Origin of the sequence: Aquimarina sp. MMG016, assembly GCF_018100805.1 — a bacterium.
Classification (GTDB): Bacteria; Bacteroidota; Bacteroidia; order Flavobacteriales; family Flavobacteriaceae; genus Aquimarina.
The window spans coordinates 1-606 of the sequence record NZ_JAGJEA010000029.1; the positions used below are offsets into that span (position 1 = coordinate 1).

The 606-nt window shown below is 42.1% G+C and carries 1 protein-coding gene; it reads right to left on the reverse strand.

Features of this window, described 5'->3' with window-relative positions; translation table 11 throughout:
* Positions 1-606 (reverse strand): DUF11 domain-containing protein (locus J8M14_RS22945; protein WP_211077175.1); only part of this gene is annotated, 606 nt, incomplete at both ends.

Here is a 606-nt window from a genome sequence, read left to right on the forward strand (position 1 = left end):
AACGGTTATTACGTTATTAATCGTATCTCCACTGGTTCCTGCATCAACACTCACAACAATATCCAGCGTAGCTGTAGCACCATTGTCTAATGTGCCCACGTCCCAATTTCCAGATGCAGGTGCATACGAACCTTGAGAAGGAGCATCGCTTGTGTATGTTACTCCAGCTGGTAGCGGATCGTTCACTACTAATGCTGTTGCCTGTGCAGCTCCATTATTAGTAACTGTGATTGTATAGGTTACTATATCTCCTTCATTTGGAGTACTGTTATTAACCGTTTTACTAATCACAAGATCTGCGTCATTACGCACTGTAATCTCTTCTTCAAGATCATTGTTGGTCAAATCAGGATCGTCCTGATCCAATGTAACGGTTATTACGTTATTAATCGTATCACCACTGGTACCAACATCTACGGAAGCTAGAATATCCAGTGTGATCGTATCACCACTATCCAAAGTACCAATCGTCCAATCTCCAGTCGCATCATCATAAGTTCCTGCATTTGGTGTGTCAGATACATAAGTTACTCCAGCTGGTAGCGGATCATTCACTACTAATGCTGTTGCCTGTGCCGCTCCATTATTAGTAACTGTGATTGTATA